This is a genomic window from Parabacteroides sp. AM58-2XD (assembly GCF_003463685.1).
GTDB classification, from domain to species: Bacteria; Bacteroidota; Bacteroidia; order Bacteroidales; family Tannerellaceae; genus Parabacteroides; species Parabacteroides segnis.
The window spans coordinates 1-829 of record NZ_QSDP01000253.1 but is presented as its reverse complement, the minus strand read 5'-3'; the positions used below and the strand labels follow the sequence as shown (position 1 = coordinate 829).

1 protein-coding gene is annotated in these 829 nt (G+C 28.1%); it reads right to left on the bottom strand.

From position 1 onward, the window contains the following. Positions 1-40 precede the first annotated feature (40 nt). On the bottom strand, positions 41-829 hold a 789-nt coding region (locus tag DXA15_RS25130), incomplete at its 5' end, for a BF3164 family lipoprotein (RefSeq protein WP_233567641.1).

The following is an 829-nucleotide window of genomic DNA, read 5'->3' as shown; positions in this document are numbered from 1 at the left end:
ACATACACACTCTCCATTCCAATTATATATAAGAATATTATTACTTAGCATTAGCATTCATCATTCCTTCATTTATTATTGTTGCGCTAATTTTTTTTCCGGAATATAAAGTATAGATGTATTTGTCGGTTGCATATATATCTGTATAACCAATAACATTTTCTTGTCCATGTTTAATGCTGTTAATTCCTGGACTACTGTCGTTTATATATATAGGATATATATCGTGATAACTTTTTATAAGATTAGGGGTTGCGCTTATTTGATATAATTCGAATATGGCCCCTGATGATGTTACTGATGCAAACCTATCTAATAATGGATTATAAACCATCCAACCTTGATAAGCAAGTGCTTTACTTTTAATTCCAGATTCATTTCCATCTTTTGGAAAATCCCCAAAAGATTTTATAAATTCCCCTTCATTGTTTAATATTGCATATCTATTATTATCATTTTCATTTTTATCCAAAAGGCCTGAAACTATATATCCATATTTTGTTTGTATTATCGAAAGAGGCATACATTTCAATTTTGTTATATCTGAAATGTTTTTTGATAAATCTTTTGTTATTATTTGCTTTTTTTGTAGATCAAATATATTAACGCTTGACTTATCCTTTTTCTGCATTAAACGTGGCATAATATTTTCATCTGGTCCTTCTCCTAGTTCTGCAAATGATTGGAGGCTATCTTTTGTATAATAAATTTTATCTAAAAGAGATTGTCCTAAGTAGTTTTCTTTAATTATACATTGATGATCTTCAAATGGAATCATCCTACCAAAAGAATTTAATTTGTAAGTATCGATATTGAGTTTTTTAGCCTT